The organism is Echinicola arenosa, assembly GCF_014841125.1.
In the GTDB taxonomy this organism is placed as follows: Bacteria; Bacteroidota; Bacteroidia; order Cytophagales; family Cyclobacteriaceae; genus Echinicola; species Echinicola arenosa.
Genome location: NZ_JACYTQ010000007.1, coordinates 133,776 through 156,779, shown reverse-complemented (window position 1 = coordinate 156,779; position 23,004 = coordinate 133,776). Strand labels below are relative to the sequence as shown.

At 38.5% G+C, this 23,004-nt stretch carries 22 protein-coding genes; 13 read left to right on the top strand and 9 right to left on the bottom strand.

Annotated elements, in window-relative coordinates:
- Positions 1-20: 20 nt before the first annotated feature.
- The 10 genes from sufD to IFO69_RS17570 all read left to right on the top strand — a co-directional run bounded on the left by sufD (position 21) and on the right by IFO69_RS17570 (position 9,248).
- Positions 21-1,307 carry a Fe-S cluster assembly protein SufD gene (gene sufD, locus IFO69_RS17615; protein ID WP_192011447.1) on the top strand — a complete coding sequence of 429 codons (1,287 nt, stop codon included), beginning with the start codon at positions 21-23 and terminating at the stop codon, positions 1,305-1,307.
- A 10-nt stretch (positions 1,308-1,317) separates the two neighbouring features.
- Positions 1,318-2,541 (top strand): cysteine desulfurase, encoded by a 1,224-nt coding sequence (locus IFO69_RS17610; RefSeq protein ID WP_192011446.1) that lies wholly within the window; start codon positions 1,318-1,320, stop codon positions 2,539-2,541.
- Positions 2,538-2,969 (top strand): SufE family protein, encoded by a 432-nt coding sequence (locus tag IFO69_RS17605; RefSeq protein ID WP_192011445.1) that lies wholly within the window; start codon positions 2,538-2,540, stop codon positions 2,967-2,969. Before IFO69_RS17610 ends, IFO69_RS17605 begins: the two co-directional genes overlap by 4 nt.
- A gap of 5 nt (positions 2,970-2,974) precedes the next feature.
- A complete protein-coding gene (locus tag IFO69_RS17600) occupies positions 2,975-3,316 on the top strand; it encodes a DUF59 domain-containing protein (RefSeq protein WP_192011444.1) in 342 nt (113 codons plus the stop codon).
- A gap of 26 nt (positions 3,317-3,342) precedes the next feature.
- A complete protein-coding gene (locus tag IFO69_RS17595; protein WP_192011443.1) occupies positions 3,343-3,762 on the top strand; it encodes a BrxA/BrxB family bacilliredoxin in 420 nt (139 codons plus the stop codon).
- 312 nt (positions 3,763-4,074) lie between these two features.
- On the top strand, positions 4,075-5,361 hold the full coding sequence (locus tag IFO69_RS17590) for a citrate synthase (RefSeq protein ID WP_192011442.1): 1,287 nt from the start codon (positions 4,075-4,077) through the stop codon (positions 5,359-5,361).
- Positions 5,362-5,670: 309 nt separating this feature from the next.
- Positions 5,671-7,401: a DEAD/DEAH box helicase gene (locus IFO69_RS17585; protein ID WP_192011441.1), complete on the top strand. Its 1,731-nt coding sequence runs from the start codon at positions 5,671-5,673 to the stop codon at positions 7,399-7,401.
- Positions 7,402-7,600: 199 nt separating this feature from the next.
- Positions 7,601-8,311: a 16S rRNA (uracil(1498)-N(3))-methyltransferase gene (locus IFO69_RS17580; RefSeq protein ID WP_192011440.1), complete on the top strand. Its 711-nt coding sequence runs from the start codon at positions 7,601-7,603 to the stop codon at positions 8,309-8,311.
- Positions 8,308-8,868, top strand: a complete 561-nt coding sequence (locus IFO69_RS17575) for a Crp/Fnr family transcriptional regulator (protein WP_225444188.1) — start codon at positions 8,308-8,310, stop codon at positions 8,866-8,868. Before IFO69_RS17580 ends, IFO69_RS17575 begins: the two co-directional genes overlap by 4 nt.
- Positions 8,869-8,933: 65 nt before the next feature.
- Complete coding sequence (locus IFO69_RS17570; protein WP_192011439.1) at positions 8,934-9,248, top strand: DMT family transporter; 315 nt, start codon at positions 8,934-8,936, stop codon at positions 9,246-9,248.
- 1 nt (position 9,249) lies between these two features.
- On the opposite strand, the gene kdsB is transcribed toward IFO69_RS17570, so the two are convergent.
- The gene (gene kdsB / locus IFO69_RS17565) at positions 9,250-9,978 is read right to left on the bottom strand and encodes a 3-deoxy-manno-octulosonate cytidylyltransferase (RefSeq protein ID WP_192011438.1); all 729 of its coding nucleotides are present in this window, start codon (positions 9,976-9,978) and stop codon (positions 9,250-9,252) included.
- 358 nt (positions 9,979-10,336) lie between these two features.
- Here kdsB and IFO69_RS17560 point away from each other — a divergent pair, with 358 nt between their 5' ends.
- Positions 10,337-10,882: a ferritin gene (locus IFO69_RS17560; RefSeq protein WP_192011437.1), complete on the top strand. Its 546-nt coding sequence runs from the start codon at positions 10,337-10,339 to the stop codon at positions 10,880-10,882.
- Between the two features lie 154 nt (positions 10,883-11,036).
- On the opposite strand, the gene IFO69_RS17555 is transcribed toward IFO69_RS17560, so the two are convergent.
- The gene (locus tag IFO69_RS17555) at positions 11,037-11,219 is read right to left on the bottom strand and encodes a hypothetical protein (RefSeq protein ID WP_192011436.1); all 183 of its coding nucleotides are present in this window, start codon (positions 11,217-11,219) and stop codon (positions 11,037-11,039) included.
- A 180-nt stretch (positions 11,220-11,399) separates the two neighbouring features.
- On the opposite strand from IFO69_RS17555, the gene IFO69_RS17550 reads away from it, so the two are divergent.
- Both IFO69_RS17550 and IFO69_RS17545 read left to right on the top strand, forming a co-directional pair.
- A complete protein-coding gene (locus IFO69_RS17550) occupies positions 11,400-11,858 on the top strand; it encodes a DUF1801 domain-containing protein (RefSeq protein ID WP_192011435.1) in 459 nt (152 codons plus the stop codon).
- Between the two features lie 336 nt (positions 11,859-12,194).
- Positions 12,195-13,142, top strand: coding sequence for a formylglycine-generating enzyme family protein (locus tag IFO69_RS17545; RefSeq protein WP_394354477.1), 948 nt, complete (start codon positions 12,195-12,197; stop codon positions 13,140-13,142).
- A 70-nt stretch (positions 13,143-13,212) separates the two neighbouring features.
- Here IFO69_RS17545 and IFO69_RS17540 read toward each other — a convergent pair whose 3' ends face one another.
- From IFO69_RS17540 to alaS, 7 genes are all read right to left on the bottom strand, one after another.
- Entirely contained in the window at positions 13,213-15,663 is a 2,451-nt protein-coding gene (locus IFO69_RS17540; RefSeq protein WP_192011433.1) for a leucine-rich repeat domain-containing protein, read from the bottom strand.
- Positions 15,650-16,492, bottom strand: a complete 843-nt coding sequence (locus IFO69_RS17535; RefSeq protein WP_192011432.1) for a hypothetical protein — start codon at positions 16,490-16,492, stop codon at positions 15,650-15,652. The genes IFO69_RS17540 and IFO69_RS17535 overlap by 14 nt, the downstream gene beginning before the upstream one ends.
- Positions 16,489-17,067 carry a hypothetical protein gene (locus IFO69_RS17530; RefSeq protein WP_192011431.1) on the bottom strand — a complete coding sequence of 193 codons (579 nt, stop codon included), beginning with the start codon at positions 17,065-17,067 and terminating at the stop codon, positions 16,489-16,491. Before IFO69_RS17530 ends, IFO69_RS17535 begins: the two co-directional genes overlap by 4 nt.
- A 27-nt stretch (positions 17,068-17,094) precedes the next feature.
- Positions 17,095-17,562: a nucleoid-structuring protein H-NS gene (locus IFO69_RS17525; RefSeq protein ID WP_192011430.1), complete on the bottom strand. Its 468-nt coding sequence runs from the start codon at positions 17,560-17,562 to the stop codon at positions 17,095-17,097.
- Positions 17,563-17,639: 77 nt separating this feature from the next.
- Positions 17,640-18,758, bottom strand: a complete 1,119-nt coding sequence (locus IFO69_RS17520; protein WP_192011429.1) for a TlpA disulfide reductase family protein — start codon at positions 18,756-18,758, stop codon at positions 17,640-17,642.
- A 4-nt stretch (positions 18,759-18,762) separates the two neighbouring features.
- Positions 18,763-20,226, bottom strand: a complete 1,464-nt coding sequence (gatB, locus tag IFO69_RS17515; protein WP_192011428.1) for an Asp-tRNA(Asn)/Glu-tRNA(Gln) amidotransferase subunit GatB — start codon at positions 20,224-20,226, stop codon at positions 18,763-18,765.
- 95 nt (positions 20,227-20,321) lie between these two features.
- Positions 20,322-22,952 carry an alanine--tRNA ligase gene (gene alaS, locus IFO69_RS17510; protein ID WP_192011427.1) on the bottom strand — a complete coding sequence of 877 codons (2,631 nt, stop codon included), beginning with the start codon at positions 22,950-22,952 and terminating at the stop codon, positions 20,322-20,324.
- Between the last annotated feature and the right edge of the window lie 52 nt (positions 22,953-23,004).

Here is a 23,004-nt window from a genome sequence, read left to right as displayed (position 1 = left end):
ACCATCTTATTTCTTAATTGATGACTACACTTACTAAAAATAAAATTAAGGACTCCTTCTTGGAAATCATTGCCAAAGCTACTTCTGAAAATTTCTCAGAAATAAAGCAACAAGCAGTTGAATTCTTGCAAAAAGAGGGACTTCCTGCTGCAAAAGCAGAAGAGTATAAGTTTACTCCGCTGAGCAAAAAGCTGGAAAGCTTGACCAACTTAACTTCAGCTACCCAGATCAACCTCTCTGCTGAAGCTGTAAAATCTGAATTAATTCCTGATCTGGAAGTAGATTACTTAGTTTTCAATAACGGAAACTTCGATAAGGAACTTTCTTCTTACACTGAGAAAAATTACAGTGTTAAATCTTTTAAATCTTTATCAGAAGAAGAAACAACTAAAATTGGTTCTATAGCGAAGGTAAGCAAAGACCCTTTTACTGCACTCAATACCGCCTTTTTTCAAGATGGTATTTACATCCATATTGCCAAAGGTAAAGTAGTAGAAAGACCAATACTTATCCTCAACTTTAACCAAGCAAATAATGGCCAAGTAATTTCTCCGAGAATATATGTTCAAGGTGAATCAAATGCCGAAGCCACCTTTATTGAAAAAGTAATCAGCTTAAATGACGAAGCATACTTTCTAAACGGTGTAACCGAGGTAAAAGTAGGAGAAAATGCTCATCTGAATTATTATAAAATTCAGAATGAAAGCACAACTGCTATTGAAGCAAACAACTTTGTATCTGACGTTCACAGAGATGCTACTTTCACCTCTGTAACGCTTTCATTGAAAGGTGACATGATCAGAAACAACCTGAGCTTGAACCTTCTTGACAGTGGTTGCGAAGGAAACATGTACGGTCTTTATTTATTGGATGGCAAAACCCATGTGGACAACCACACCAATGTGGACCACACCATGCCGCATGCAGATTCCAATGAGCTTTACAAAGGTATCCTAGCTGAAAAATCGAGAGGAGTTTTCAACGGAAAAATCTTTGTAAGACAAGATGCTCAAAAGACCAACGCTTTCCAGCAAAACAACAACATCTTGCTTTCTGATGATGCCATCATCAATACTAAACCACAATTGGAGATTTGGGCGGATGATGTAAAGTGCTCTCATGGCTGTACTACCGGACAGTTAGATGAGGAAGCCCTTTTCTACCTGCAAGCCAGAGGAATTGGTAAAGATCAGGCCAAGGGTTTATTGCTTTATGCTTTTGCTGGTGAAATCATGGATCATATTAAAATAGATGCTTTCAAAGAATATTGCATAACACTCGTTCAGGAAAGATTAGGGAAACTATAAAACACCTTTCATGACGTTGAACATCCAAAATATCCGGGAGCAATTTCCTGTACTAGACCAAGAAGTCAACGGAAAGCCCTTAATTTATATGGACAATGCTGCCACTACCCAAAAACCAAAAGAGGTACTGGAGGCATTGTCTGATTATTACACCCACGACAATTCAAACATTCATAGAGGCGCTCACACCCTAGCCGACAGGGCAACCAGGGCTTATGAGAGAACAAGAAGTCTTGTCAAAGACTTTTTAAATGCAGCTGAGGAAGAAGAGATCATTTTCACCAAAGGGACTACTGAGGGTATCAACCTTGTGGCCTCTACATTTGGGCGGAAATTCTTCACGGAAGGTGATGAGATTATCATTTCAACTCTAGAACACCATTCCAATATTGTTCCTTGGCAAATGCTCTGTGAAGAAAAAGGGGCCATCCTAAAGGTAATTCCTATCAATGAAAAAGGGGAATTACTTCTAGATGAGTTTGATAAACTACTGACCAATAAAACCAAATTAGTTTCTGTAGTGCATGCTTCAAATGCTTTAGGAACCATTAACCCTATTGAGGAAATCATTAGTAAATCCCATGCTGTAGGAGCAAAGGTTTTAATTGATGGCGCTCAATCTTCAGCCCATTTGGATATTGATGTCCAAGCCTTAAACTGTGACTTCTTTGTGATGTCAGCACATAAAATATATGGGCCTACAGGTCTTGGAGTTTTATATGGCAAGAGAGAAGTTTTAGAGTCCATGCCTCCATATCAGGGCGGTGGTGAGATGATCAAAGAAGTTACCTTTGAAAAAACCACTTATAATGAAATCCCTTTTAAGTTTGAGGCAGGCACTCCTAATATTGCAGATGTAATTGCCTTCCAAAAGGCCATAGAATTTGTAAATAAATTAGGAAAAGCAAATATCAGAAACCATGAAGAAAGTCTGCTTAATTATGCAACTGAGCAACTTTCTCTAATAAAAGGCTTTATACCTGTTGGGACGGCCAGCAAGAAAGTCAGTGTGCTATCCTTTCTTATCGAGTATATGCACCCCTTTGATGTGGGCATGATGCTAGATGCTTCGGGCATTGCGGTAAGGACAGGACATCATTGTACCCAACCATTGATGAATCGCTTTGAAATTGAGGGAACTGTTCGAGCATCATTTTCTGTTTATAACACCAAAGAAGAAATAGAAAGGCTTATTGAGAGTGTCAGCAAGATAGCCAAATTAAAGAATAAATGACTGATATAAAGCAAGTTCAAGAAGAAATCATAGACGAATTTTCCATTCTGGAAGGAGACCGGGAATCCACCATATTTTATATTATGGAATTGGGCAACAAACTAGCCGATTATCCTGAAGAGGCGAGGTTGGATGAAAATTTGATCAAAGGATGTCAGTCAAAAGTATGGCTTACTACTGAAGAAAAGGACGGAAAAGTCGTCTTTAAGGCTGATTCTAACACGGACATTACCAAAGGCTTGATCAGTCTTTTGATTCGAGTGCTTTCCTTTAGAAGCCCTAAAGAAATCATTGATGCCGAGCTTTATTTCATTGAGAAAATTGGAATGGGCAATATCATCGGCTCCCAAAGATCCAATGGTTTAGCTGCCATGATCAAGCAGATGAAGCTGTATGCAATAGCCTATCAATCAAAATTAAACGTATAGATTTTATGGCTGAAGAAACTAAAGAAAAAGCAGGTGTCAATGTTCCCGATCTAAGGGACAAAGTGGTTCAGGCCATCAAGTTGGTTTATGATCCTGAAATTCCTATCGATGTTTATGAACTAGGCTTGATCTATGAAATCAGTGTCTATCCGGTGAACAATGTTTATGTACTGATGACCCTGACTTCACCCAACTGTCCTTCCGCAGAATCTATTCCCTCTGAGGTGAAAGACAGAATTCAACAAATACAAGGTGTAAACGATGTGGAAGTTGAGCTGACTTTTGATCCTCCTTACTCACAGGACATGATGTCCGAAGCAGCTAAGTTGGAACTTGGATTTATGTAATTGTATAATACTTAAATAGAAAATATATGTATCCTGAAGAATTAGTTGCACCAATGCGTGCTGAATTGACCGAGGTTGGTTTTCAAGAATTCAAAACAGCAGATGATGTAGACAATCATCTTAAAGACCATAAAGGAACCACATTCATCGTGGTTAACTCTGTATGTGGCTGTGCTGCGGGTGCGGCTAGACCTGGTGTCAAATATGCCATGGACAAAACTGATGCCCGTCCAACGACCATGGCCACAGTCTTTGCAGGAAACGACACAGAAGCGGTCAACAAAGTTAGAGAACACTGCCTTCCTTACCCTCCTTCTTCTCCAGCCATGGCGCTGTTTAAGGATGGTGAATTGGTACATTTTATTGAAAGACACCATATTGAAGGAAGAAATGCCCAAATGATCGGTGAACATTTGGTAGAAGTTTTCGAGCACTTTTGCAAATAGTTTAAAATAGCCCTCCTAAGGGCTATTTTTTGTTTCCACCTTTAAAAATTATCACTCCCTAAACACGGGATTTTATTTTGCAATGAATGGTTTCAGTACCATAAGATTTGAGCTAAACAGAAAGATAAATTTGATAATTGCGCAAATTCAGTGCAATAAAATCATCCTAAAATAAATTAAGTAATAATACTTATTCTAAATAGTTCAAATCATGCCGTTCATTGTGATTATAAGGTGTCTTTTTATTAACTTAAGGCCGCCAAAAGCGATTTTGCAATAGAACAAAACCATAAATAGATAAATAAAAAACTTATGTCTGAAATAGCTAAGTTATCCTTCGATGGTAAAGAATATGAATTACCAGTAACAGAAGGTACTGAAAATGAAAAGGCAATAGAAATTGCCAAACTAAGAGGTCAGTCTGGATTAATTACATTAGACCCTGGTTTCAAAAACACAGGTTCTACCAAAAGTGCTATCACCTTCTTGGATGGTGAAAAAGGCATCTTAAGGTACAGAGGTTATAATATCGAAGATCTGGCCGCCAAATCCAACTTTTTAGAAGTTTCATATCTTTTGATTTATGGTGAACTTCCAACTCAAGAGCAATACGATCAATTTAAGCAAGAAATCACTTACCATACACTGGTACACGAAGACATCAAAAAGATGCTTGATGGCTTCCCTTCTGTGGCTCACCCAATGGGGGTTCTTTCCTCTCTTATTTGTTCTTTAACTGCTTTCTACCCTACTTCTTTGGATCCAAACAGAACTGAAGAGGAAATCAAAATGAGCATCGTAAGATTAATGGCCAAAATGCCAACTTTCGCTGCTTGGGCTTATAAAAACAAGATGGGCCATCCAGTTAACTACCCTGATAATAAACTGGATTACTGCTCTAATTTCTTGCACATGATGTTTGCGCTACCTTCGGAGCAGTATGAGGTAGACCCTGTTATTGCAAAAGCATTAGATCAATTACTAATTCTTCACGCAGACCATGAGCAAAACTGCTCTACTTCTACCGTAAGAATAGTAGGCTCTTCTCAAGCTAGTATCTATGCCTCTATTTCAGCAGGAATCAACGCACTTTGGGGACCTCTTCACGGTGGTGCTAACCAATCAGTGATTGAAATGCTTGAAGCTATTAAGGCTGACGGTGGTGACACAAAGAGATACCTTGACAAAGCCAAGGACAAAAATGATCCATTTAGACTAATGGGCTTTGGACATAGGGTTTACAAAAACTTTGACCCTAGAGCAAAAATCATCAAAAAAGCTGCAGATGATGTGTTAAACAAACTGGGTGTAAACGATCCTGTTTTAGACATCGCCAAGGAATTGGAAGAAGCAGCTTTGAATGACCAATACTTTGTGGACAGAAAACTATATCCAAATGTGGATTTCTACTCTGGTATTATTTACAGAGCATTGGGCATCCCTACGGATATGTTCACGGTAATGTTTGCTTTAGGTAGGCTTCCAGGTTGGATAGCACAATGGAAAGAAATGAGAGAAAATAATGAGCCAATAGGTAGACCAAGACAAGTCTATACTGGTGCGAATGAAAGATCTTACACTTCCATGAACGATCGATAAATCGTCTTTAAAAGATCAATACTAAAAGCGGAAATTCAAATTTCCGCTTTTTTTTATTTTTCACCCTATCACCATAAATCCCCGTCAAAGAGGCCATTAGCCAGTTTCAACCAAATTATTTTTTACTTATTCAATATTTTAATGGAAATTATTTTTCAAATATCACCACCACACTTGTCAGATCAAATATTTATTCATACCTTTGCAGCTCAATTATTTATCAGAACTTTTCTGAGTCGTGAGTTTCCTTACTCGGTCGCTTTTGGGATGTATTAAAGGAAATCAGGGCACAGGAGTAAGGAAAATTTCATGGAAAACGAAACATTATTTTCGGACCTGGGTATTTCGGCAGAAATTCTTCAGGCAGTGGAAGATATGGGTTATACCCAACCTTCCCCAATTCAATCTCAATCTATTCCTTTAATGCTTGATGGCCGCGATGTAATCGGTCAGGCACAAACTGGAACAGGTAAAACCGCTTCTTTTGGTATTCCAATTGTAGATATGGTAGACCCTACAAGTAACAAGCCACAAGCTTTGATTCTTTGTCCAACCAGAGAACTTGCTGTTCAGGTTGAAGGAGAAATCACCAAATTGGCCAAGCACAAAAAAGGTGTCTATAGTACTGCCATTTACGGTGGTGAATCTATCGACCGTCAGATCAGGACCCTAAAGAAAGGTGTACAAATCATCGTCGGAACTCCTGGCCGTGTTATGGACCATATGAAACGTGGAAACATTAAACTGGAAACAGTTAAAACCATTGTTTTGGATGAGGCTGATGAGATGCTTGACATGGGCTTTAGAGAAGATATCGAAACGGTATTGAATCAAATGCCTGAAGACAGACAAACCATCTTTTTCTCAGCTACGATGGCCAAGCCGATTATGGATCTGACTAAAATGTATCAGTCTAATCCTGAAATCGTTAAGATTGTAAAAAAGGAACTTACTGTTGAGAATATCTCTCAAGTATATTACGAGGTAAAGCCAAGCCTTAAAATGGAATTGATCACCCGATTGATCAATGTTCATCAGTTTAACTTAGGAGTGGTCTTTTGTAACACCAAAAGAGTAACAGACGAAGTTACTGAAGGTTTGATAGCTAGAGGCATTACTGCAGAAGCTTTGCATGGAGACCTTTCTCAAGCGCAAAGAGACAAAGTAATGAACAAGTTCAGAAAAGGGCATTGTTCTGTATTGGTAGCTACAGACGTGGCTGCTAGAGGTATTGATGTGGACAATGTTGAGGTTGTGTTCAACTATGACCTACCATTGGACGAAGAATACTATGTACACAGAATCGGTAGGACAGGTAGAGCTGGACGTTCTGGAATGGCCATCTCTTTTATAACTGGTAGAAAAGACATTTTCAGGTTAAAAGACCTTGAAAGATATATCAAAACCAGCTTAACCAAAATGACTCCTCCTTCTGTATCGGAAATGATCGATCAGAAAAAGGATCAATTGGTAAAAGATGTTAATACTTCAATTTCCAAAGAAGAAGATAACCAATTGTTTGAATCAGCATTAGGTCAATTATTGGCTGAAGGTTTGAGCATGGATCAAATCGCTTTGGGTTTAGTAAAACTTCAAATGGGTAACTCTATTGAAGAGCTATCGGATATGAATTTTGACTTGAACCTAGGTAGCGGTAGAGAAAGAGGCGAAAGAGGTGAGCGAGGCGGAAGAGGCAGAGAGCGCTTTGACAAAGGTGGTAGAAAAGGTGGTAGAGACAGATTCGAGCGTGGCGGCGAAAGAGGCGGAAGAAAAGGCTCTAGAGAAAAAGGAAGCAGAGATGCCAATATGTCTAGACTTTTCTTGAACCTTGGTAAAAAAGACAGAATCAGACCAAATGATATTGTAGGAGCTATTGCTGGAGAAACTGGAATTCCAGGCCGTCAAATTGGTGGTATCGATATCTTTGATAACTTCTCATTTGTAGATGTTCCTTCTAAAGATGCTGCTCATGTAATCAGCGTGATGAAAAGCAATACCATTAAAGGTAAACCTGTAAATATGGAACTTTCTAAAGGTTAAATTATATAAAGGTTAATTAAGGTTATTAAAAGCGTAAGCCAAATGGCTTACGCTTTTTTTGTTAGTGACAGTTAAAAAGGAATAGTCAAGTAATACTAATCCTATTTACTGTTGAGTAATTACTAACAAGTTCACTTGCTACTGGTTTCAGGATACAAAAGCCATTACTATCTTTGTATTTAAGAAACGTCATTTTCTCATGCAGTTATTTTTCCAGAAAAACATAAAAGGAGACAAAATCACTTTAGACCCGGATGAATCAAAACACTTGAGCAAAGTACTCAGGAAATCCGTCGGTGATGAAATCCATATCACCAATGGAAATGGGGAGCTTTTTACCTGTATAATAGAAAGTATTTCTCTCAAATCCACTGTATTGAACATTATCAAACAGGAAAAACACACTGAAGACAATTTCTACATTCATTTGGCTATTGCTCCTACTAAAAACAATGACCGGGTTGAATGGATGTTGGAGAAGATCACGGAAATTGGGTTTCATGAACTGACTTTCATAAAAACTCAAAACTCGGAAAGGACATTTCTCAAACCAGACCGCTTGGAGAAAAAAATGATTGCAGCATGCAAACAAAGCCTCAAGACAAGGATTCCAAAAATCAACCCAATTATTACTTTCCAAGAATTAATAAACAAAAACAAAACTACCCAAAGTCAAAAATTCATTGCCTATGTTGATCAAAACAATCAAAAACATCTTTATGATTTGGCCAACTGTAAGCAATCCTATTTAGTTCTTATTGGACCTGAAGGAGATTTTTCAGAAGATGAAATTGATCTGGCATTTGATAATGGTTTTAAGGCATGTAGCCTTGGTGACTCACGCTTGAGGACCGAAACAGCAGGATTGGCCGCTGTGCATACCTTGAGCTTAAAAAACTACCAATCTTGAGAACAAAAGAAATTTTCCTCGGGAATTTTGGTCTCTCTCAAGATTCAACCCAGCAATTGTTGGACAAAGGAACGGTTATAACAATTGGCAAAAACAAAACCTTTATCCATGAAGGTAAAATAGAAAAACACAGTTACCTAATCCTAAGCGGTTGTGCAAAAGCCCACCTCAATCATGATGGAAAAGACATTAACTTTTGGTTTGGGTTCGAAGGGGACTTTTTGTTCTCCTTCAACAGTAAAATATATAGACAGCCTGGATATGAAAATATAAGCACCTTGGAAGAGTGTAAGCTGTGGAGAATATCTAATGAAGAATTGAATGAAATCAACCATAATAGTTTAGAAATCTCCAACTGGTCAAGAAAGATGACTGAGATGGAATTGGTCAAAACTGAAAAAAGATTAATTGATCTCCAGACAAAACCTGCTGCAGTTAGATATGAAGAATTAATTCAAAATCATCCGGGAATAACCAATAGAATCTCACTGGGTAACATCGCCTCCTATTTAGGTATCAGTCAAGTTTCCCTCAGCAGAATCAGAAGACAACAATAAATCCCCTTTTTTAACATAGGTAAATAGACAGCAACACATAGCTGCCTATTTTTGCATAAAAAACTATGGCTTGGCTTATATTAATTCTAGCAGGACTCTTTGAAGTGGCTTTTACCACCTGTCTCAAATTGTCTAATAACTTCACCAACCTCAAATGGTCAATACTATTCTTTATCAGTATTAGCTTGAGTTTCTACTTGCTAAATCAAGCGATAAAGACAATTCCCATGGGCACTGCTTATGCTGTATGGACAGGAATTGGCGCAGCTGGTACGGTAATCCTTGGAATATTCTTATTTAATGAACCATCCAACTGGCCAAGAATCTTCTTCCTTATGCTTTTAATTGGTTCAATTGTAGGATTGAAAGCTGTCGCCTAATTCATGAAAAGTTTCTCTGATAAAAAGCTATGGCGCGATCTAGATCTGCCTTGGTATCTATAGCAACAGCTTCATGTTTTGTTTCTACCATTTTGATACGAACACCATTCTCCAGAAGCCTCAATTGCTCCAACATCTCTGCCTTCTCCAACATCGTTTTCTCCCAACCAGTAAACAGCATTAATATCTCTTTGGTATAGGCGTACACTCCAATATGCCTGAAATAAAATGGATCAAATGAATCCCTGACAAATGGAATCGGACAACGGCTAAAATATAGAGCATAACCTTTCTTATCTACCACAACCTTTACAGAGTTGGGATTTATGACATCTACATCATCGTCTATTTTTCGCATCATTGAAGCAACCTGAACTTCTTTATCCCCAAAAACCTTCACTAAATCACCTAATGACTCCTTGTCCTGAAAAGGTTCGTCTCCCTGCACATTGACAACCACATCAGCTTCGACATTTTCTATTGCCTCAGCAATCCTATCAGAACCACTTTCATGGACTTTTTTGCTAAAAAAAACTTCACCACCTTCTGCCTTAATCTGCTCAGCTATTTGATCATGATCAGTTACTACAATCACCTTATCAAATAATCCAGTTGCCACCGTACTCAAATAAGTCCTGACGATTACTGGTTTTCCACAGAGGTCAGAGGTAAGTTTACCAGGAAATCTGGTGGCTCCATACCTGGCAGGAATCATTGCTACTATTTTCATACGGCAATGTTATAAAAAAATACTGATATAAGCGGACTGCAATAACTATTTCGAACCTTTCCAAGGTATAAAAGCTCCCAAATTTATTGATATTATAACGCTATTTTTCTTTACATTAAGAATATTGATTAGACAATGGATGCAAACACAAACAACCCCATCCGTAAGCTATCCCAGAAAGGCTCAAGCTGAATACTTAATATTATTTTAATTTAATTTAAATAAATCAAAACGAAATTTTATTCTTTATAATTTAACTTATACTAATTCTAAATTTCGTCAACACACCCGAACATGGCACCTATTATCTAAAAATTTGGTTAAGTTTGTATAAGATCATTATAAAAAGAAAGTGATTATGAAAACTAAGGAAAAAGAAATAGTAACGCTGCAGCGTTCTTTACTTCACGATACAGAAAAAATGCTCAACAAGCAGATTGAAATGGAAGGCAAGTCTTCTGCCTATTACCTTTCAATGGCTTCATGGTGCGATATGATGGGATATGATAATGCAGCCAAATTATTGTATGCGCATGCCGAGGAAGAAAGACAACATATGTTGAAACTTTTGCATTATATCAATGAAGCTGGTGGCCACGCCATCCAGCCAGAAATTACCGGGATCAAGCATCATTTCAATTCTTTGAAGGAAATTTTCCAATTGATTTTAGAGCATGAAATCCAAGTAACAAAGTCTATCAACATCATCGTGGATCATTGCTTTGGTGTAAAAGATTTTGCTACCTTCAGCTTTATGCAATGGTATGTGACTGAGCAGAGAGAAGAAGAAACTCTAGCACGAAGAGCGCTCGAGCTATTTGACATTATTGGAGAAGAGGGCATTGGCCTTTGGACCATTGATCAAGAGCTAGGCAAGCTGCACGACAGCACTGGTGATGCTTAAGCTAGATCACAATACAAACTTATAGCGGCCCAAATTATTGAGCCGCTTTTTTTATTTTTGAATATTTCATAGCTTGTCAAAAAAAGCCCATGATCAACCTATTGTTGAAAGTTGAAAAGACCGCACAGAAAATACTTCGAATTGGGATTGCTATTTACTTACTCATAGCGGCTTTCTCACATCTATCCACGATCAATAAGCCCGAGAGTTCCCTGATCAATAATATCCTATTGGCCTTACTGGCATTTCTTATTGCCATTTTGCTTCTGGCGCATTTCAAGTCTCCCAAACTGGGAATTGCTGGCGGAATTTTAGGGACAATAGCTTTCTTATTCATAGCTGTTTTAAGCTTATTTGGGCCACATCACCATCAAGAACCATCCTTACACCACCTTCTCCCCTTCTTAGAATATTTAATATTGTCAAGTACTTGTGTGATGCTTACAGGTATATCAATCAAAGAGATGATAAGAAAAAAAATCACAAAGCCATTTCCAAAATCTTAATAAGCATCAGTATGAAAATAGAAGCTAGAAACCCAGAAGAATATGTCAAAAAAATTCCTAATGAACGAGAGTTGGGATTTTCGAAACTTAGACAAACCATATTGGATAATTTACCTGAAGGTTTTGAAGAAACCATGAACTACGGGATGATTGGTTATGTCGTTCCAAAAAGCATTTATCCATCAGGCTACCATTGTGATCCCAAACTACCCCTGCCCTTCATGAGCATCGCTTCTCAAAAAAACTTTATCGCCTTCTATCATAGTGGCATATATGCAGACCATGAGATTTCAAAATGGTTCATTGAGGAATTCCCAAAACATTCGAAATACAAGTTGGACATGGGGAAAAGCTGTGTAAGATTCAAAAAACCTGAACATATACCTTTTGAATTAATCGGAGAATTGGTAAAAAAAATATCAGTAGAAGATTGGGTAAAACTATATGAAAATAGGATTTCCAATAAATGATTAGTTGAAAAAAATTTGAACATCTTTTCTAAAAGTCACCACTATTGACTTTCAAAACCTTTAGAACCATTTATAAAATACTTTTTGAATAGCTTTACATTTAAATTACATAAGTATAACTTAACATTTGGAAAGATTAACTTCCAAAATCAACTACTTGATAATTTAGCAATGCAATCAATAAAAATATCAATTCCCAAATTACTGATATGCTCAGGAGCCATTCTTTTAATGGCTAGTTGTTCTGAAAAGACCTCGAATGAAAGAACTGAGAAAAGCATCATTACTTCTAAAAGTGACCTATCCTCTAAAACCCCTGATAACCAACCAGCAGGAATGGTTTGGATACCCGGAGGAGATTTTTCCATGGGGACCAATGAGGAGGAAGCATATCCTGCCGAAAAGCCTGCGGTAAAAAGACATGTAGACGGTTTCTGGATGGACGAGACCGAAGTAACCAACAAAGAATTCAAAGCCTTTGTAGATGCAACGGGTTATGTAACCATAGCTGAAAGAAAACCTGATTGGGAAGAAATGAAAAAACAACTCCCTCCAGACACTCCTAAGCCAGACGAATCCCTTCTACAAGCTGGATCAATGGTATTCTTCCCTCCCTCCCAACCTGTTGATACTCGGGATATTTCGCAATGGTGGAAATGGGTTGATGGAGCCAACTGGAGACATCCTGAGGGGCCTGGGTCAAACCTTGAAGGAAGATGGGATCATCCTGTTGTGCAAGTTTCCTTTGATGATGCCGTAGCCTATGCGGAGTGGGCAGGCAAACGACTTCCTACTGAAGCAGAATGGGAATTTGCAGCTAAAAGTGGCTTTCAAAACAAAAGATACGCTTGGGGAGAAGAACTAAGACCGAACGGAAAATTCATGGCCAACACCTTCCAAGGAAGATTCCCAAACGCAAATAGAGGTGAAGATGGCTTTATGGGAACAGCTCCTGTTAAGAGCTTCCCAGCCAATGCTTACGGTCTTTATGATATTATTGGAAACGTATGGGAAATGACAGATGATTGGTTTGATGCGATCAAATTTCAAAGACTATCCGGTAACGCCCCCGTATTGGATTCTAATATGAACCAATGTTACAACCCTACTAATCCTTATGCTCAAGAACGTGTAATCAAGGGTGGTTCTTTTCTTTGCTCAGACAACTACTGTGTAAATTATCGTCCTAGTGCCAGACAAGGACATGCATATGATAGTGGTACTTCCAATGTAGGTTTTAGATGTGTTAAAGATATTCCCAATAAAGCTTTGGGCATGAAATAATTTCAAGTTTTTTCTACAAACAAAAAGTCCCGAGATGACATCATCTCGGGACTTTTTGTTTTAAATTTTCTTAATAGAACCTCACATCACATTCCGGATTTGACTCCCTAAAGCTGTCTATTTGTCGACTATTGATCCTCGTGTTAAAACAGATCAATCGTTTTAAATTGGTAAGATCTTTAATATCATTGATGCTTCTGACATTAGTACTGGCTATATCCAACTCCTCCAAATCATAAAGCTCTTCTAACCCTTTTAATCGTTTAATTCCAGTTCCTGAAAGTATAAGCGTCTTCAAGCCCTTTAAACCTTCCAACGGTCTCAAATCTTCTACACCAGTGTTCGACAGATTTAATGTTTCCAAAGTTTTAAGTCCAGCTAGAGGCTCTAACCCTACCACAGGTGCCTGTGTAATTTTAAGGTTTCTTAACATCTCAAATTTTGCCAAATCACTGATATCGCTCAATGGAGCATCATAAATCTCCAAGGTCTGCAAATTGATAAAATCCACCAAAGGTCTAAGGTTTTGTATGCTTTTCTTTTCTATAGAAATGCTTCTTGATGAAGTCAATCGATGTAACTCTCTCTTATCTGGGGAAGTGGAAAGGCCAAATTCTTCAACGAAAATAGTTTTCCAAACTCCATCCAAACTATTCCACCAACCTTTAAGCTCATCAGTTCTAAAGATAACATTGACATCTGGTACCACCTGCAACAGATCCTGCACTTGCCATTGGGGAACTTCTGTTCCGTCCACATTTAAAAACTCCAAATCCTTAAGTGACTTTAAGGGCTCAATACTAGCTATTAAAGAATGGTCAAAAGAAACTGACTGTAATGATTTCAACCCTGCTAAATCCTCCAAATTCGTTACTGCACTTCGATTTCCTGAGATCATTTTTAAGGTTTTTAATTCCCTTAGTGGGCTAAGATCATGAATTTTCGTGTCATCCAATTTTAGAGAAATCAGCTTTTTAAACTTTAAAACTGGTCTCAAATTAATTATCTCACTTCCAGAAAGATCCAATGAATCAACACTTACAATCATTGATATCTCCTCAACTGAAGGAGTATTGTTTCCACCTGTAAAAGCAATTTCTTTTCTTAGGACAGACTCCCAACCATCAGGTAAGGTATCCCACCATGTCTGAAGGTTTTCAACATTGTGGATCAATAGCACTGTCCTGTTATTCCTGGCAAAATCATCTGCAAGATTTTCAGATATATTGGTTCGATCAGCATAAACCGTCTGCAAACTTTTCTTACCATCCAACGGACCGAGACTGTTTACATCAGTTTGATTGATCTTAACCACTTTTAAGTTTTCCAACTTTTCCAAAGGTGCCAAATCACTGATATTGGTTTGGCTTAGATCAATCTCTTCCAATTTACCAAGCTCAGATAGAAAATTGAAATTAATAAGGTAATTGCCATTAATATCCAGTTTCTTAAGTTCCTTCAACTGATTAATGCTCTCAATATTGTTCAAACCACTTCTTTCCAGATTCAGCTCCTCAAGAGCCTCAAAAGAATTTAAGGCTGCAAAACTCATTAAAGGAGTATTGATGGCCTTCAAAACTCTCAAATTACTCAAAGAACTCAGCTCATCTATATTTTCAATAAGCGTATTGGATATATTCAGATAGGTTAAATTCTCTGAATACTTGATAAACTGAATATCAGATGTAGGGGTATTGGACACGTCCAAATAACTCAAGAAAGTAACATTACTGATAGGCCCAAGCTCCCTGATCATGGTGTTACTGATATCTACATATTTTAGGTCTCTCAAGGCCTCCAAAGGACTCAGGTCTTGAATCAAGCTATTACCTGACAAGTCCAAGCTATCCAAAGTACTGATTTTGTTCAAATGCTCAACGGTAATGGAATCATCCATCATATTAAACTCTTCCCTGAAATAAGTTTCCCATTCCAATGAAAGAGTTCCCCACCATTCTGTCAACTCCTTATCCCTGCTTAACTTGGTAGTGTAGATACTCGCTATCTTCAGTTCATTCGATTGCCTGTCCAAATTGACCTCTACAAATCGTGGTTTGGTGTTCTCGATCTCTTCGTTATCCAAACCAGTAGCATTAAGTGTGCGATCCATGGACACTACAAAAGACAACTCGCCATTATCTCTCAAGAATGGTTTTACATCCCTTACTTTAAACTTAAAGCTGGCATCTTTAAAGAAAAACTCCACATCCTTAAGATAAGCAGGAACATCCTTATTGGTTATCACCTGACGATCCAAAACCAAATCGTCTTCTACTTGTACTTTACCGTCCCTGAAAATTTTTTTATAACTTTCAGTTATGATAACATCTTTATCACGCGCAGGTGTTTGCTCACTGCCAACCGTGTTGAGAAAGTACTCCAAAAACTGGATTTGATCTTCAACCTTTTGGGAAAAATCCTTGATCTCCTGCTTTGAATACCCGCCCATATCCTGAGCGAAGGAAACAAACGGAACCAACAGAAAAAACAAAAGGACTGTATAAAATCTATTCTTGGTCATAGATGTAATTTAAAATAACCTCTTTTTCTTCTTCATTCTGATACTTCGTCAAACTGCTGATCAACCATCCAGTATTGAACCCTGGACGATTGAACTGTGATACTTCGAAGTACCAATTCTCTATCTGAAAGAAGTGAAACTTCACTCCTTTAACCGTTTCAAACTTTATATTTCCATTTTTGATCTCATATAGAAAAATGGTCAAATAATCAGGTTTGTAGTCCTTAGGAGTATAATCCTCTGGCTCTTTACTATCCTGCAATGCTTTTCTTAAGTTCATAAACCCAAGCTCATGACTTAGAGGATGAAGAAATGGTTTCCCCTTTCCTTCTTGCTTATTAAAAAAATTCTTAAATGAGTCAAATGAGACCTTATCAATCACCCACTCATAGCCCAAGCCTTCAGGCTGGAGCCTCATATAAAGGGTTATATCCTCTCGTTTCCCTTTATATAGGAACACGGTAGACACCTCTGCAAACCAATTTTCTCTGTGGAAATTGAGAAACTGAGGATAATTCTCTGAGTTGACCAGAGTGGCAAATTCCTGTTTTAGATTTTGGGGAATACTGGAGGTTTGATTGTCAAAAAGTAGGTTGATATATTTTTCCCTCAGTTCCCTATTGTGATACTCTTCGTCACCAGCATAATACCTTGTCAATCCATCTTGGCTCTCTTCTGCATTGAATCGACGAAAGAACTGGTTGAGTTGTTTGGTTGAGGCAGCAAACCTGCCGTCATCCTTAACTTGCCCGGGGCCGTATAAACCCTGCCCCGGTGCAAATTGTATGGATGAAATTATTAATAGTACTAATACGCTTAATTTCTTCATGCGGAAGTTTCGGTCACTCTAATATCACCCAGCATCACATCCCAAAACTCAATAGTTCTACCCGCTACCTGAGTTTGTTTCTTCTCTACATAGATTGTGATATCTTTCTTTGTGGTGTCCTTGTAATTCAGGCCAGTCTCAGCAGAAGTACCCTCAAATCTTTGATAGATGGTTACCACTCCTACGTATCTACCGTCAGGCTGTCTTTCAAGGTCAGAAATGTAGTGAATATCATACCAGCTGATGTTCACTCTGTCATAGTTTAATGCCATCAACCTTTCGAAGTATCTTCTTACTGGATAGTAAGCTACTTCTTGGGAATTAATGGATGAAACACCCATTTCAGCACCTGGAGCAAAAAGTTCTTCAGCTCTGTCCATTACCCTGTTAGCCTCAGAAAACTGTGTTTCTTTGCTACCAATGATGCTGATATATTTACTAAGGTCTTTTACTTTTTCCAAAGCCAATGAATCAATGGCTTGTTTTCTCTGTGGGCTGATGTTATCAGATTGCGCAGCTGCAAAAAGCGTAGTCGCAAAAAACAGTAGAATAAATGCTTGAATATGTTTTTTCATGATTATGGTCTTTTCTGAGTTCTAATATTATCTACGACGAAGCTCCAATTCAGTAACTTTTCCGCTACCATCCAATCTTACGTCACTGATGAAGTTCAAATTCTTCTTGGTATCCTTCAAGTAATTCAAATAATCAACGATAGTGGTTGGCTGATCATAATCCTTGATACCGTTTTCCTCATGAATAACTATCAAAACAGGGGTGTTCTGATTTGAGAACATACTCAAAGCTTCTTGAATTGAGCTGTTGGCACTTTGTACGCTACTTGCATTAGCGATTACTGAAAAATAATTTTCAAGTTTTCCTACAGCTACTTCCTCAGCTGTAGGAGCTGGAGCGGGCGCTGGAGCTGGGGCTGGCTCTTCTACAGGGGCAGGTTCTGGAGCAGCTTCTACTACTTTCTTTTTACTCTTACAAGCGCCCATGGCCAATAAGCCAAATAGTGCCAAAGTCAGTAGCCTGCTTAGTGGTGATTTTAGACTTCTTTTTTTCATGTTAGATAGATTAATTATTATTACGATGGTTATTTAAGTTTTTCCAACTTGATCCAGAATGATCAAAAAGTATTCCATTATTGGAATATTTCTTTCAATTTATTTTCTAAACTAGGACCTCTTAAGTCCTTTGCTATGATTTTACCCTCAGGGTCAACCATATAGGTAGCTGGAATGGCGTTAATTTTATAGGTGGCTGCTGCTTCAGAATTAAAATATTTTAAATCAGATATGTGGGTCCAAGTGAGATTATCATCCTCAATGGCCTTTACCCAAGCATCTTTACTTCTATCCAAGGATACGCCCAATACTTCAAATCCTTTGTCCTTGTATTCATTGTAGAGTCGAACCACATTTGGATTTTCTTCCCTACATGGTTTACACCAAGCCGCCCAAAAATCAATCAGCACATATTTGCCTTTGAAATCAGAAAGACTCACTATGTCCCCTTCTGGATTTGGTAGTGAGATCTCAGGTGCTGGCTGACCAATGGACAACGCTCGCATTTCATCCAATTGTTGTTTTAATCCTACGATCATCTGATTTTCAGGATATTTTTTATCCAACTCAGTCACCAAGCTATCAATATAGGAAAAATCATTTCTAGGGTTCAGCATTCCCACTGCCGCCAAAGCAGCAAAGCTGCCATTCATACTGTTGATAGTACTTTTAACTTTGTTAGCATGGTTAGACTCTAGCTCCAACGCCTTTTTCTGAATCGTTTTCACTGCTTCCTCATCTTTAGCAGACAAGGCCTCGTAATATTCAGAATTCAAATTGTTGATTTCTTCTTGATATTCTTGAGAAAGTTCATCCACTTTATGAATTTGCTCTGTATCAAATGATCCAGAAAGCACCAAACTTTCTTCATTGTCAAAATCATAATCTATCGTTACATCTTCCTCATACAGGGCAAGTCTCACTTGCTTTTCTCCATAAAGGTCAAGTTCATAAAAGCTTGGTCCCTCTATGCTCAAGGTATATTCAAACTTCCCATTATTAGTTACTTCTAGTGTATCTACAACCTCAACACTATTATCCAAGTACTTTGACAAGACCAAGCTCCCTTCAGGAAAATTCTCCAACTTTCCACTGATAATCACTTCTCCATCAAACTCTACTTGCTTTACTTCGCTGGAACATGCCGCTACTAACAACAGTGCTGACATGAAGACCATGTATTTAAACTTTGTCATTTGATTACTCTTCTAATAGTTGGGTTAAAATTTTTGTAGCCACTTTAGGGTCTGCCTTGCCTTTAGACCTTTTCATTACCTGCCCCATAAACATTCCCATCAAGCCTTTTTTACCAGATTTATATTCTGCTACTTTTGCTTGATTTTCTTCTAAAACACTTTCAATGATTGGCTTCAAGGACCCTTCATCACTTTCCTGGATAAGGTTTAGCTTTTGGGCAATCTCCAAAGGAGATTGAGAAGCATCCTTGATCATTTCAGGATAGATTTTCTGAGATGCCACAGAGAAGTTCACCTTCCCTTCATCAATCAAAGCAATCAAGCTGGCCAAATGTTTTGGTTTCACTGGAAAATCAGCGATATGCAAGGTCAATTCATTCAAGTAGGACTTCACAGGTCCCATCATCCAATTGGAAGCGGCTTTGTAGTTTTTGGTTTCACTACATAGCTCTTCGAAATACAAAGCAATTTCTTTGGTGTCTGTCAATACATTGGCATCGTATTCTGGCAAGCCGAATTCATCAACAAAACGTTGATGAAGCTCTCTTGGTAAGGATGGCATACTGACTTTAATGCCCTCTAACCATTCTTCTGAGATCACTACAGGGCTTAGATCTGGCTCAGGAAAATAACGGTAATCATTCAGATCTTCCTTGGTCCTCATGCTAGCAGTAAGGCCCGTGGTGGCATCAAAAGTTCGGGTTTCAGAAACAATGTTTTCCTTATTTTCCAACATGTCCACCTGACGATCAAATTCATGCTCAATAGCTCTAGCGACATTTCGGAAAGAGTTCATGTTCTTCACCTCCACTTTCTTACCCAATTCTTTTTCTCCCTTAAGCCTGATTGAAATATTGGCATCACATCGCATGGAGCCTTCTTCCATATTACCATCACAAATCTCCAAGTAGCGAACAAGCTTACGGATCTCTGCCATAAACTGGTAGGCTTCCTCCGAAGTTTTAATGCAAGGTTCTGTTACAATCTCCAACAATGGAACTCCTGCCCTGTTGTAATCCACCAAGGTATCTACTTCTCCTGCCAAGTGCATCGATTTTCCGGCATCCTCTTCCATGTGAATCCTGGTCAATTCCACTTCTCTTTTTTCACCACTTTTTTCCAAAGTCACGGGAACATATCCCCCTACACAAATCGGATTTTTATCCTGGGTAAGCTGATAACCTTTTGGAAGGTCTGGATAGAAATAGTTCTTTCGGGCAAAAATATTTGTTCTTGTTATTTCACTGTTACACGCCAAGCCCAATTTCATCGCAAACTCCACAGCTCTTTTATTAACCTTTGGAAGCGTCCCTGGATGGCCAAGGGTAATGACTGAAATATTGGTATTGGGCAGATTACCAAATTCCGTAGAATCGGCCGCATACATTTTACTGTTGGTCAGCAGCTGAACGTGAACTTCAAGACCAACTACTAACTCATATTTATCTTTTATTTCCTGTGAAGGCATTTTCCTATATTAAATCTTTTAAATTTTATGCTTTAGTTTTCCAAAAATGGCAGAGTTTTACCCCAAAACCAAATCAAAAACCCTCTAAAAACAGATTATATGGAAGAAAACATTTCTTTAGCTTTGACCAAGACCTGATCAAGTCCTTCCACCTTTTTTCCACCTGCAGTTGCAAAGAACGGCTGGCCGCCTCCACCACCTTGTATTTCCTTAGCAAGATCACGCACCATAGCTCCTGCATTAAGCTGTTTATTCTTTACCAACTCTTCTGCGATCACCACTGCTATCTGAGGCTTACCGCTGATGTCTGCAGCAATTACAGCTACCAGTTGGTCCACTTCATTTTTCAATTCAAATGCCAATTTCTTCAAAGCATCCGCAGAAGGTAGATTTACCTTCGCGATCAATTGATTTACACCTTCAACATTTTCAATGGCTTTAACCAAATCTTCCTTGAGCGCTCCTGCCTGTTTAAGGTGCAAACCTTCAATTTCCTTTTTCAGCTCATTTCTCTCCTGAAGCAAATTTTCAACCGACTTCTTCAAGTCCTTAGGACTCTTCAATAACTCTTCTAAATCTTTTACCAAACTGATTTGAGAATTCACATACTGCTCAGCCGCTCCTGCCGTGATCGCTTCAATACGCCTTACACCAGAAGAAATGGATCCCTCTGAAACAATTTTGAAAAGACCAATCTTACCGGTTGAGGAAACATGAGTACCTCCGCATAGCTCTACCGAATAATCATGGCCAAAGGTAATAACACGCACAAACTCTCCATATTTCTCTCCAAACAAAGCCGTTGCCCCCATATTCTTGGCATCCTCTATCGGTACATTTCTTTGTTCCTTTAATGGAATGTTCTCCCTAATCTTTTTATTAACGATGCTCTCCACTTGTGCAATTTCATCATCAGTCATTTTGCTAAAGTGAGAAAAGTCAAATCGCAACAAATGGTCGTTAACCAAGGAACCTTTTTGCTGAACATGATCTCCCAATACCTCTTTTAACGCCGCATGCAATAGATGTGTAGCGGTGTGATTGTTCATGGTCAATTCTCTCTGAGACACATTTACCTTAGCCGTGAAACTGGCCGAAGGATTTTGAGGAAGTTTTTCCACAAAATGCACAATAAGGTCATTCTCTTTTTTCGTGTCCAGCACCTTTATGGTTTCTTCACCACTAACCAACACACCACCATCCCCTACTTGTCCTCCACTCTCTGCATAAAAAGGTGTTTCCTCCAATACTAACTGATACTTGGTACCTTTCTTTTCTTTGATTTCCCTGTATTTGATAATATTGGTAGTGGACTCCAAATTGTCATAACCTACAAACTGAACACCAGCATCATCCCCTACCAAAATCCAATCCCCCGTTTCTTGCTCTGCCGCAGCTCTAGACCTTTCCTTCTGCTTGGTCATTTCCTCAGTAAAACCTTTTTCGTCTACTGAAATTCCGTTTTCTCTTGCAATCAGTGAAGTCAAATCTAATGGAAAACCAAAAGTATCATAAAGCTCAAAGGCTACTTTACCAGAAATTACTTGTTCACCCTTACTTTCAAGGTCAGTCTTGATCTGGTCAAGTCTTTTCAAGCCATTGTCCAAAGTTCTCAAGAAAGAAGCTTCTTCCTCATAGATCACTTTAGAAATAAACTCTTCTTGGGAAGGAATCTCAGGAAACATTTCCCCAAAATGCTCAGAAAGCAGCGGAAGCAGCTCGTACAAGAATGGCTTGTTAAAACCTAGAAAAGTATAACCATAACGAACCGCTCTCCTGAGGATACGGCGAATGACATATCCGGCTTTATTGTTGGAGGGTAGCTGGCCATCTGCTATGGTAAAAGAAATGGCCCTGATGTGGTCTACAATAACCCTAATAGCTATATCTATCTTTTCATCCTGGCCATATTTTTTTCCAGACTTTGCTTCTACAGCTTCAATAAACGGCGTAAAAACATCCGTATCATAGTTAGATGACTTTTTCTGAATGGCGCGCACCAAACGTTCAAAGCCCATTCCTGTATCAATATGCTTGGCTGGCAATTCAGAAAGACTGCCATTGGCCTGCCTGTTAAACTGAATAAATACCAAGTTCCAAATTTCTATTACTTGAGGATGGTCAGCATTAACCAAGTCTTTTCCTGGAACCACTTTGATTTCCTCCTCAGGTCTTAAGTCAATGTGAATTTCAGAGCAAGGTCCACATGGTCCTATATCACCCATTTCCCAAAAATTATCCTTTTTGTCACCAAAAAGAATCCTTTCTTTGTCCACGTGAGCAGTCCACATATCAAAGGCTTCCATGTCCTTATCCAGACCATCACCTTTATCCCCTTCAAAAACGGTCACATACAATCTTTCAATCGGAAGCTTGTAGATTTCAGTCAACAATTCCCATGACCAAGCAATAGCTTCTTTCTTAAAATAATCCCCAAAAGACCAGTTACCCAGCATTTCAAACATGGTATGATGATAGGTATCCACCCCTACTTCTTCCAAATCATTGTGCTTTCCAGAAACTCTTAAACACTTTTGACTGTTAGTGGCCCTAGTGTAGGCGGGAATCTCGTTCCCCAAGAAGAAGTCCTTGAACTGGTTCATCCCTGCATTGGTAAACATCAAGGTAGGATCATTCTTGACCACGATGGGTGAAGAGGGTACAAATTGGTGTTGCTTGGATTGGAAGTACTCTATAAAAGTGCTTCTGATTCTTTTAGCGTCCATGTAAAGAGTTATGCTTAATTTATTTCGGATAATACAATTGATTGTCTATATT

Excerpts from the sequence above, each read along its gene's own strand:
- sufD (WP_192011447.1), top strand. The coding sequence starts at position 21 with ATGACTACACTTACTAAAAATAAAATTAAGGACTCCTTCTTGGAAATC.
- IFO69_RS17610 (WP_192011446.1), top strand. The coding sequence starts at position 1,318 with ATGACGTTGAACATCCAAAATATCCGGGAGCAATTTCCTGTACTAGAC.
- IFO69_RS17605 (WP_192011445.1), top strand. The coding sequence starts at position 2,538 with ATGACTGATATAAAGCAAGTTCAAGAAGAAATCATAGACGAATTTTCC.
- IFO69_RS17600 (WP_192011444.1), top strand. The coding sequence starts at position 2,975 with ATGGCTGAAGAAACTAAAGAAAAAGCAGGTGTCAATGTTCCCGATCTA.
- IFO69_RS17595 (WP_192011443.1), top strand. The coding sequence starts at position 3,343 with ATGTATCCTGAAGAATTAGTTGCACCAATGCGTGCTGAATTGACCGAG.
- IFO69_RS17590 (WP_192011442.1), top strand. The coding sequence starts at position 4,075 with ATGTCTGAAATAGCTAAGTTATCCTTCGATGGTAAAGAATATGAATTA.
- IFO69_RS17585 (WP_192011441.1), top strand. The coding sequence starts at position 5,671 with ATGGAAAACGAAACATTATTTTCGGACCTGGGTATTTCGGCAGAAATT.
- IFO69_RS17580 (WP_192011440.1), top strand. The coding sequence starts at position 7,601 with ATGCAGTTATTTTTCCAGAAAAACATAAAAGGAGACAAAATCACTTTA.
- IFO69_RS17570 (WP_192011439.1), top strand. The coding sequence starts at position 8,934 with ATGGCTTGGCTTATATTAATTCTAGCAGGACTCTTTGAAGTGGCTTTT.
- kdsB (WP_192011438.1), bottom strand. The coding sequence starts at position 9,978 with ATGAAAATAGTAGCAATGATTCCTGCCAGGTATGGAGCCACCAGATTT.
- IFO69_RS17560 (WP_192011437.1), top strand. The coding sequence starts at position 10,337 with ATGAAAACTAAGGAAAAAGAAATAGTAACGCTGCAGCGTTCTTTACTT.
- IFO69_RS17555 (WP_192011436.1), bottom strand. The coding sequence starts at position 11,219 with ATGAATAAGAAAGCTATTGTCCCTAAAATTCCGCCAGCAATTCCCAGT.
- IFO69_RS17550 (WP_192011435.1), top strand. The coding sequence starts at position 11,400 with ATGAAAATAGAAGCTAGAAACCCAGAAGAATATGTCAAAAAAATTCCT.
- IFO69_RS17545 (WP_394354477.1), top strand. The coding sequence starts at position 12,195 with ATGGTTTGGATACCCGGAGGAGATTTTTCCATGGGGACCAATGAGGAG.
- IFO69_RS17540 (WP_192011433.1), bottom strand. The coding sequence starts at position 15,663 with ATGACCAAGAATAGATTTTATACAGTCCTTTTGTTTTTTCTGTTGGTT.
- IFO69_RS17535 (WP_192011432.1), bottom strand. The coding sequence starts at position 16,492 with ATGAAGAAATTAAGCGTATTAGTACTATTAATAATTTCATCCATACAA.
- IFO69_RS17530 (WP_192011431.1), bottom strand. The coding sequence starts at position 17,067 with ATGAAAAAACATATTCAAGCATTTATTCTACTGTTTTTTGCGACTACG.
- IFO69_RS17525 (WP_192011430.1), bottom strand. The coding sequence starts at position 17,562 with ATGAAAAAAAGAAGTCTAAAATCACCACTAAGCAGGCTACTGACTTTG.
- IFO69_RS17520 (WP_192011429.1), bottom strand. The coding sequence starts at position 18,758 with ATGACAAAGTTTAAATACATGGTCTTCATGTCAGCACTGTTGTTAGTA.
- gatB (WP_192011428.1), bottom strand. The coding sequence starts at position 20,226 with ATGCCTTCACAGGAAATAAAAGATAAATATGAGTTAGTAGTTGGTCTT.
- alaS (WP_192011427.1), bottom strand. The coding sequence starts at position 22,952 with ATGGACGCTAAAAGAATCAGAAGCACTTTTATAGAGTACTTCCAATCC.